We start from the raw sequence: 8,972 nt of genomic DNA on the forward strand, positions 1-8,972 counted from the left end.
TCGATGCTCTGAATGTACTATGCGCGATGATTGTTGGCATTAACTATTGTTAATTCGACTTTTAATTCTGCTAAGGCTGATGGCGGTTATTCCTAGGTAAGCGGCAATTTGATTGTCGTTCAAGCGCTGTTCAAGATCAGGATAATGTTCGCAGAACAGTTGGTAACGTTGTTCAGGAGTATAGAGCAGCATAAAGCGTTCTTTGTTTTCTTTATGCATGAGCTGAGTTTCTAACAACTTTAGGTATAGAGGGTTGTTTGATGCTCGCCACTCGATTACGGCGTTCATTGGCAGTTCTAACATGGTGATGGGTGTGAGCGTTTCTAATAGGTAAGGGGACGCTTGGTTTTTTATCAAGCTCTCAAAGCCTATGATCCAGTCTTGTTCCCAGTAGAATTCTTTACTGTATTGTTTTCCGTCATTAGTGAGGTAACAAGCATGACATAAGCCTTCAAGCACAAAGTAGATTGAACTCGCCATCTCACCTTGATTGATCAGGATGTGTCTTGTTGGGAGCTCAAGGGGCTTTGCGACGGCTAATAGAGATTCAATCTGATTTTCAGAGAAACCAAAGCTTTGTAGTTGTTCGATAAAAGACGTGTGCATGAAGGTGACCTAGCCCAAATAAGTGTCGAAATCATCGCACTTATTTGGGGAGAGGTACAGAATTTGAATATCAATATAGGGTCAGTATTAATGACCTAACGCTTTGAATGCTGCTCTAGATAGTCTTGAGCAAGTTCTCGGCCCATATATTTGCCTAGAGTTTTCAATGGTACCTTCTTGAGGTTGACGACAATCAAGCCATCCAAAGCATCATTAAACGATGGGTCGACGTTAAAGCACACCAGTTTACCGTTCATCCCCAGGTATTGGCGAAGCAGTACTGGTAGGCCTTTTCCTTGCTCCATACGAGCCAACACTTTAGAAAGCAGAGGGACACTCGCCAATGACGATAGTAGGTGATTCTGCCAGAACACATTATTACTGGTATTGAGTGGTGACGAAGGAGAAACCAGGTTCGCCTTTTGTTCATCGTAATGATGTATGGATAAGGTGGTCGCTATCAATAATCGTGCATTGTGGCTGTAATCATTACTGATACTTACCGGACCAAATAAATGGGTATATTGAGGGTGGTGATATACAAAGGCCGCGATGCCTTTCCATAATAGTAACAGTGAGTTAAGACTCTTTTGATAAGGTTTACTCACTACGGAGCGTCCTAGTTCAATACTGTTATCTAAGGTGTCAATGAACTCTTGATTGTAGTTAAACAGGCTACGAGAGTAGAGCTTATCAAGCCCATGCTCAGCGATTAGCTTGTCGACCATACCGAGTCGATACGCACCGACTAGTTCTGCTTTAGTTTTATTCCACACAAACAGTTGATGGTAGTAAAGGTCATACTCATCCAAGTCACAGGCAAGGCCGCTGCCTTCTCCGACTTCTCTAAAGCTTTCTTCTCTGACTCGACCAATCTCGCGCATTAAGTTAGGGATAGATTGGCTTGGCGTGCAGTAGACCTCGAAGTCACCTTGCTCGAGCAGTTTCATCTCTTCAGGGAGTGAATTTATCTCTATTGCCAATACTTCTTGTGGAATCGGAGCAATCACTTGAGTATCAAAAGAGGGCGCGTGGATTGGTGTGTTCGGGCTATCTTGTTGACTCATCAGGTAGGTATTGAGTCGCAGGTAGTTGACGATATCCATTTCTTGTTCAAACGATTTTATTTCTGAATATGGAATCGAAGAGCCAATAGAGATAGCGATCGTGGTCGCTTGCTTATTGAGGAGTTCACGGCCGAGTAGAGCTGTTCTTAATAGTGGATGGACACGGCCAGCTTGATAGAAAAGCTCACTGTTTTTACCATTGATAAAGATAGGTACCGTAGTGGCTTGATGACGTTTGACGAATTTGGCTACCGATTTGCTCCATTCGATGTCTGTCAGTGTCTTTGCCCCTTTGCGGTAACTCGAGACTTCGCCCGCAGGGAACACAATCAGCAGTCCACCATCTGCTAAGTGACGATTGGCATCTCGAATCGCTTTGGCGTTGGTTCGTTTCGATTCTTTGCTATTAAAGACATCGACTCCGATGAAAAGATCATCCAGTTCAGGCAGTCGCTTGAGCAACTCATTCGCCAGTACCTTTACATCTTTCCTTACCGATCCTACGAGATCAGCAAGGATCACGCCTTCAATCGCGCCAAGAGGATGATTGGCCACAATCACCACAGGCCCATCTTCTGGAATATTCTCTGTGGTTCCAGATGAAACCGAATAGTCGATATTGAGTGCCGATAGAGTGTGATGCATAAACTCAAAGCTAGATAACTCGTTCGGTCTATCTTGATAGAGTTTGTCTAGCTTAGATAGCCCAGTTGCCCACTCGACAACAGACTCACCTAAACCAAAAGGTGTGTAACGTGGTAAACGAAAAGGACTATCAATCATAATGAAGCTACCTTATTGACTAAAGTTGTTTAGGAAACCGTCTTGATTCTTGAAATCTTTCACACTTAAAAATGCACCGCATAACCAGACTAGGCATGCCATACCAAACAATAACCCGCCGTCATAACCGACAATGTCACCCGCTGTATTGAACTCAGGCATTTGAATGCCGAGTGGCGTAAACAGGTGGAAGAAAATCGCGCCACTCATAATTCCCACTGTCATGATGGCTCCAAGGCCATGCCAGCGTGTGAATAGCAAAATAGCAGCAATCAATTCCGCGAATCCAATTAAATAGCCGCCAAGCGAGCCGAACCAACTTAGTCCAGACCATGTCGCGAGAGTGCCAAAGATATGTTCAGTCTCGTATGAGCCAGTGAACTTAAAAAACAGTGACTGAATAAACACAAACGCGATAAATGCCGCAGGGATATGCTTGGTTGGAGTGAATGTCATCGTTATTCCCTTACTTGATCAGTTTCGGCCAAACTTTATCGGCTTGTTGGATATGTTGTGCTTGGTCTTGCTCCCAGCGTTGCTTAATCTCCTGGTCGTAGTTGAGGTAAAGCTTGTTATCAACAATCGTCCATTGATGAGGGTCTCCAGGTGCAAAGTCGCTCTTGGCTGATACAGCCCAAGCGCAATAACCTCCATATTGAGGGGCATATTTTTCAGGATTATTAACAAATAAAGTCAAATTCTTTTCAGAAGAGAAATACCAGTCTGCACCCTTGTACTCGGTGCTGAATTTTTGACTGCCTTCGACGGGCTTACCGGAAGTGAAATACGCGACAGTATCGTAGCCATCGAGTGCCTTGCTGCTAAAGAATCCGGTGTAGATTTCATCGGCGGCAAATACGTACGGGCTAACAAGTAGCAGAACCATGGTTAATAGTTTTCTCATGATAGACTCCATCTATAGATTGATTGCGGGTGATAAATCGAAGGTAAAGCGCTGTTGATTTATCCGACATGGCTTAATGGGTTCGCAAGGCGAGCCAGATGCATAAAACATCGAAGCTTGGCCGTGTAGGTTGCGTAAATGAGTAAAGCTTACCGTGTGTGCGTCTTCACGATGCATACAGGTTGCTAAATGAGGTTGTTCGCTGTGATGATGAGAGTGGAACATCAGTAAGTTCTGTTGATTCTTACCGGTTTCCATCAGCTGATCATATTTCGCTTTACGATAAGCTTGCACGCGTTCTAAATCGACACCGGATGAGAAGAGTGGAGAATCAGTGTCGACGATTTTTTGTTGAATACCATCCCACATGTAGGCGATAACCAAACCACTGTTCTTAGTTAAATTCGGGGCGAAAGCCAACAAGGTAAAAGGAGCAAAAGAGTGTAGGTCTAGCTGATGAAATGCTTCAGAGAGCTTACTGATGTTACGACTCGATGATAGGTTTTTAAGTAATAAACCGCGGCTGACCAAAGGACCAGCAGGTACTATGCCTTGATAGTTATTGAGTAGGCATAAAGAAAGCCCGAACTCATTAATGCTTATCCAACTACCACCGCCAGTAGGGTCGAGTGGCATTATGATATCGACACCGTTGACTCGATATTGTTTAGGCGGCATCGCCAGTGCTCGTGCTTTCTGTTCATCACGATTGAAAAAGACCTGATAACCATTTTCTTCAAGTAGCCAAGAGACTGAGCACATATTATTGTTCCCTCAGATAGCTGCTAGTCGTTGGGGCGTAACCAAAGGTATTGCAGGTGTCAATGTCTAGGAAGGTGGTGATCACTTTGATCATCGCGTAATGATGATTGGCATGCAGCGCGGCGAAGGTGACTTCTCTTTCTAGCGTAGAAGGTAGGCTTGCGAATACTTGAGCATCCATTGAAACTTCGGTTTGGATCATGATAGGCGCTTCGAGATCCCGACGGTCTAATCGCTCAAGCCAGTTGATCACATAATGGATCTCTTTTACTGCAATTGAGCGCTCGTACTCGACGGGATGACCACGACGGCGAGTGTTGTAATCAACGGTTGCATTCTCTTTTAAGATCAAGGCGTGAAAAAGATCGAGCGTATGACGAGTATGTTCACCAATAGAGCTTGTAACGTGCGGCTTTGCTCGTGTCAGGTAGTCGCTGTCGGATATCGCTAACAAAAACTCTAGCCCCTGGTTCAATATTTCTACCGCTCCTGTGATACTTGGAGAGAAAGAAGTGAGGGCGCTTGGTTGGGCTATGGGGTTCATTCATGGTCCTCGTACAAAGTTAATCGGTGGTCGGATATTGTTGAACAAGACGTCGCTCTTCTTGCCACGCAGCAAATAAGCTCTTGAAAGAGGGAGTCTTATGGCCTCGGTGCTTCTGTTGAGCACCTATATCAAAAAGAATGCGGTATTGCAGAAGTAGTGTAGAAAATATCTCTCGTAGTGGTGTGTTGCGATCCCAGATATGTCCGGCTTCGCTACTCGCACCATTGACCTCGAGGATAGTGAAATCCTCGCCGTTCATTAGGCTATGCATGTCCTTAAATTTGACGTCGAGTCTGCCAAAATGAAAGCCATCGAAATCATCGAATATCTCGTCTAAACGTTCTGTTAGAGCCTGAGTGATGTATTGATTACCGTCTCGAAAGATACAACCACGACTATGGCTGCCTGCGAACGCGAGTTGAAACTCTTCGCCCTCTGCGAGCACTTGATCCAATTTACCTTGATGTCTTGGCAGATAGAGGTGACTGAGCTGTCCTGCACGCGGGCTATTTTCAATTAACTGTTTGAGTGTCGAGCTGCCATCACCCACCACCATTGGCGCATACTTGAGTGTGATCGAGATGATCTCGCCTTGCTTTTTGTTTGGGTAACGAACGTAGAATACACCCGCTTCGGCTTGATAAGGCGCCTTTTCTTGCAATAGAAAGCGAGCATTATTTGGGAAAGATTCAACATACTGTTCTAGTTGATCTTGTGTGTTGATCAGCTTAACACCAACACCTCGACAACCAAGATCCGGTTTAGCCACAATCGGGAAATCGAGATCCGACTGTATGAGTGCGCTGCGCGCATCTTCAGCTTGTTTCTTACTGCTAAGATCCGTTTTGGTTAAGGTGATAAACGGAGAGATCCAACGCTGACTCGATGATCCGGCAAGGCTCAGTATCTCGTGTTTTGATTCGCCGACCATTCCGCTTAACTTGATGCTCGGGTTAGCGATGAGCGGCAGTGTCCAGTCAAAGTGCCGTAACCCTTGCATCAGGCTTTGAATCACCACTGGCGTGTAGAAAAACCAAGCCGGAAGAAACTCATAAGGAGAGACACTGCGCACGGTATCTTTTTCAAGTAGGGGCATGCCAGCATTGATTTGATGTGATGGAATGATGCGAATATCTTGCGGTGAACTCATGATAATCCTCTAGAGTAGGTTCTATTCATTAATCGATTGCAGATAAACAGCAAAGCGATGGCACATGGGATGACGACCCATTGATATTCAGAGGCTTGCAGCCACGCTGATGTCCCTAAATAGTAGATGGCAGAGAAGACAATGCCAGTCCAGATCGCAGTGGCACTAATAACGGCAAATAAGAAAGTAGGGAGTGGGATTGCGAAAAAGCCACTTAAGGTAAAGCCGACGGTACGAAGCCCGGGAATAAAGCGGATGACAAAAAGGCTGCTGAATGCGTTCTGACGTAGTTTGGTACGAAGCAAACGAAAGTACTTATTCGTGAGAGCTTTATATCGCACACCTCGGAAGTAACGTCCTGACTTTCCTAAGCAATAAAGACCGAGATCACCCGTGGCAATGCCGATGAAAATGGCAAGCAGCGCATATTGAGGAAGTATTAGACCTTGAGTCGCTATACCTGCCGCCGTAACAATCGCCAGATCTTCAAGCAGATAAGAAAGCGCGATAATGCCAAGCATCAGCCATAGCAGCGATTCCTCTCCTGTATTTAACCATGCTTGGATACTCTCGACGGTGCTCATCAAATGTCCTATCTATCCTATAAATGAATGGCTTATTGGTCATTCATTGAGTGTAGTAAATTAAATAGACACGAGGAGCTGAGAAAAACTTACAGATGATTGAGGATTTTTTGTGCGAGCTTGATTCCATCCGTGGTTTGAAATGCGTTGTTTAAGTCGTTCTTAAAGCGAAATGAAAGCGAATAATGTGTTGTTTTTAAAGTAGATGTATCGAGAGTTTGGATTTGAAAGCCGGGCGTTGGATATGGGGATCCCATGTGAAAAAGAAAAAGGCTGAGTCGTTAAACTCAGCCTTTCAGAATGTTAACTATGGATTACTTAAGCAATCTATTTAGTTAGGTCAATCTGGTAAACAGCAAAACCAACATCGTCAGTCGCAACACGTTTCATCGGGTATTGACCCTTCTCTTTGATGAACTCTGCTGCTTTGTCGCTTGGAGATGTTTCAAAGCGGATATCTAGTTTGTTATCCGTTTTGATTGGCGCAAATGACCAATTGTTATCCGCGCTTGGGCTCACTTGACCTTGCTCTTTGCTTACGCGAGATATGTAGTTTGCAAGAACAGTACGGTTCTCATCTGGTGCATCAAATGCGATGAAGTCTTCACCTGTGCCTGGGAACTTAGCGCTGTATGCACGGTAGTTGTTGGTTGCGATCAGGAAGTCTTGCTTCATGTCGATTGGCTTACCTTGGTAAGTTAGGCCAACAATACGCTGTGAGTCAGGGTTAACCACTTTACAGTTTGCATCGTATTTCGCAGGTTGAGTTACGTCAATTTGGTAATCAACACCGTCGATTACATCGAAGTTGTAAGTACGGAAGTTATCCCACTCGATCAACTGTTGTGGTGCAGTTGAGTTAACATCCACTTGGTTGAACTGACCAGCAGAACACTCAAGCCACTCTTTTACTTCGTGACCTGTAACCTTCATCGCAACTAGTGTGTTCGGGTAGAGGTACAAGTCAGCTGCGTTACGGAATGTCAGTTGACCAGATTCAACTTCAGTGAAGTTCGCTGGATCATTCTTACGGCCACCGGCTTTGAATGGTGCAGCGGCTGAAAGTACTGGCGTACCATCTAGGTCTGGGTCACCTTGGATGAACTGTTCAACGTAATCTTTCTGTGCAAGGTTAACGATTTGAACTGTTGGATCGTCTTGTACTAGAGACAGGAAGCTGTACATCACATCGTCTGCTTTACCAATCGGTTGGTTAACAAACTCACGAGTACCTGCGTGGTCTTTTTCTAGTGCTGTTACGATGCCTTCATCAGCAGCAGCAAGTGATTTCTTTTCTATCTTGTCGTAGATAGGGCGTGCTTCTGATTGGCCTTTAACGACTTCCCACTTACCGTCTTTTTGTGCAAGTGTTAGATCCATAACACCAACGTGGCTACCCCAACGACCAGGCATTACTGCCGCAACGCCGTTCATTGTGCCCGTTTCGTTGTCGATGCCTTGAATGTCATCAAAACCTTTACCTGGGAATACTGCGTGAGAGTGGCCGAATGCGATTGCATCAATGCCGTCTACTTCAGATAGGTAGAACGTTGAGTTTTCTTCGCCATTTTTGTATGGGTCAGTTGATACGCCTGAGTGAGGGATAGCAACGATAACTTCAGCGCCTTCCGCTTTCATTTGAGGTACTAACTCGTTAGCTGTCTCAATGATATCGCGAGCGATCACTTTGCCTTCTAGGTTCTTCTTATCCCACGTCATGATTTGTGGTGGAACAAAACCGATGTAGCCGACTTTTACTTCATGCTTTACGCCTGCTGTATCTTCAAACGTGTGAGTCTTGATGATGTAAGGCGTGAAGTAGTGTTCTTTGGTTTCTGCGTCGTAAACGTTAGCACTGATGTATGGGAAATCAGCGTCGTTGATAGACTCTTCTAGGAACTCAAGACCGTAGTTGAACTCGTGGTTACCTAGGTTTGCAGCGTCGTAGCTTAGTTGGTTCATTGCTTTATATGCAGGGTGAACCTCACCAGCAACGATGCCTTTGTCTGCCATGTAGTCACCCATTGGGCTACCTTGCAGTAAATCACCGTTATCAACTAATACGCTATTGGTTACTTCGTTTTGAGCTTCTTTTACTAGAGTTGCAGTACGTGCTAAGCCGATTTTCTTCGATGGCTTGTCTTTGTAGTAGTCGTAATCCATTAGGTTGGTATGGATATCCGTCGTTTCTACGACACGTAGTTTAATCACTTCATCGGTATCTGGTGTTGTTGTGCAGCCTGCTAGAGTCAAACCAAGACCCGCAAGTACAGCCAATGACAAAGGTTTTATTGCAACTTTCATTGTGTAGCTCCAAAGTGGATAGTAGAAAATTTGTTGCGTAATGTAACAAAATCGAATGAAACAATGATTACAACGAATGTTAAATCGTGACTTTGATCGATTACTTTACGGTGTTCTGCAATATACCTCTCAAAGCTGCCCATCAATGTACAAATGATATCGATAATATTAGTCCATTCATTTCATCTGTTTATCGATAAATCCAATCCCTTATCAGCTTTTCGAATAAAAAATGAAATTTTAGAATTTCCAGTAATATGAGAGG

General features: G+C 44.5%; 9 protein-coding genes. All 9 read right to left on the reverse strand.

Translation table 11 applies throughout. From position 1 onward, the window contains the following. Positions 1-39 precede the first annotated feature (39 nt). Complete coding sequence (locus ACFI6G_RS18695; RefSeq protein ID WP_016783710.1) at positions 40-606, reverse strand: Crp/Fnr family transcriptional regulator; 567 nt, start codon at positions 604-606, stop codon at positions 40-42. 95 nt (positions 607-701) lie between these two features. After that, positions 702-2,456, reverse strand: a complete 1,755-nt coding sequence (locus tag ACFI6G_RS18700) for a lysophospholipid acyltransferase family protein (RefSeq protein WP_016768654.1) — start codon at positions 2,454-2,456, stop codon at positions 702-704. A gap of 12 nt (positions 2,457-2,468) precedes the next feature. Beyond that, positions 2,469-2,912 carry a hypothetical protein gene (locus ACFI6G_RS18705; RefSeq protein WP_010435109.1) on the reverse strand — a complete coding sequence of 148 codons (444 nt, stop codon included), beginning with the start codon at positions 2,910-2,912 and terminating at the stop codon, positions 2,469-2,471. A gap of 10 nt (positions 2,913-2,922) precedes the next feature. Continuing rightward, positions 2,923-3,360, reverse strand: coding sequence for a YHS domain-containing (seleno)protein (locus ACFI6G_RS18710; protein WP_016768653.1), 438 nt, complete (start codon positions 3,358-3,360; stop codon positions 2,923-2,925). Between the two features lie 12 nt (positions 3,361-3,372). Next, on the reverse strand, positions 3,373-4,122 hold the full coding sequence (locus ACFI6G_RS18715; protein WP_016783712.1) for an NRDE family protein: 750 nt from the start codon (positions 4,120-4,122) through the stop codon (positions 3,373-3,375). A gap of 1 nt (position 4,123) precedes the next feature. Continuing rightward, positions 4,124-4,666, reverse strand: coding sequence for a DinB family protein (locus ACFI6G_RS18720; protein ID WP_016768652.1), 543 nt, complete (start codon positions 4,664-4,666; stop codon positions 4,124-4,126). A 19-nt stretch (positions 4,667-4,685) separates the two neighbouring features. After that, complete coding sequence (locus ACFI6G_RS18725; RefSeq protein WP_010435101.1) at positions 4,686-5,819, reverse strand: ATP-grasp domain-containing protein; 1,134 nt, start codon at positions 5,817-5,819, stop codon at positions 4,686-4,688. After that, positions 5,816-6,403, reverse strand: coding sequence for a DedA family protein (locus tag ACFI6G_RS18730; protein ID WP_016783713.1), 588 nt, complete (start codon positions 6,401-6,403; stop codon positions 5,816-5,818). Before ACFI6G_RS18730 ends, ACFI6G_RS18725 begins: the two co-directional genes overlap by 4 nt. A gap of 327 nt (positions 6,404-6,730) precedes the next feature. Beyond that, the gene (locus ACFI6G_RS18735; protein ID WP_010435096.1) at positions 6,731-8,707 is read right to left on the reverse strand and encodes a bifunctional 2',3'-cyclic-nucleotide 2'-phosphodiesterase/3'-nucleotidase; all 1,977 of its coding nucleotides are present in this window, start codon (positions 8,705-8,707) and stop codon (positions 6,731-6,733) included. Positions 8,708-8,972: the final 265 nt, after the last annotated feature.

Source organism: Vibrio sp. PSi01 (assembly GCF_054960695.1).

Coding starts and splice junctions, on each gene's coding strand:
- ACFI6G_RS18695 (WP_016783710.1), bottom strand. CDS start 606: ATGCACACGTCTTTTATCGAACAACTACAAAGCTTTGGTTTCTCTGAA.
- ACFI6G_RS18700 (WP_016768654.1), bottom strand. CDS start 2,456: ATGATTGATAGTCCTTTTCGTTTACCACGTTACACACCTTTTGGTTTA.
- ACFI6G_RS18705 (WP_010435109.1), bottom strand. CDS start 2,912: ATGACATTCACTCCAACCAAGCATATCCCTGCGGCATTTATCGCGTTT.
- ACFI6G_RS18710 (WP_016768653.1), bottom strand. CDS start 3,360: ATGAGAAAACTATTAACCATGGTTCTGCTACTTGTTAGCCCGTACGTA.
- ACFI6G_RS18715 (WP_016783712.1), bottom strand. CDS start 4,122: ATGTGCTCAGTCTCTTGGCTACTTGAAGAAAATGGTTATCAGGTCTTT.
- ACFI6G_RS18720 (WP_016768652.1), bottom strand. CDS start 4,666: ATGAACCCCATAGCCCAACCAAGCGCCCTCACTTCTTTCTCTCCAAGT.
- ACFI6G_RS18725 (WP_010435101.1), bottom strand. CDS start 5,819: ATGAGTTCACCGCAAGATATTCGCATCATTCCATCACATCAAATCAAT.
- ACFI6G_RS18730 (WP_016783713.1), bottom strand. CDS start 6,403: ATGAGCACCGTCGAGAGTATCCAAGCATGGTTAAATACAGGAGAGGAA.
- ACFI6G_RS18735 (WP_010435096.1), bottom strand. CDS start 8,707: ATGAAAGTTGCAATAAAACCTTTGTCATTGGCTGTACTTGCGGGTCTT.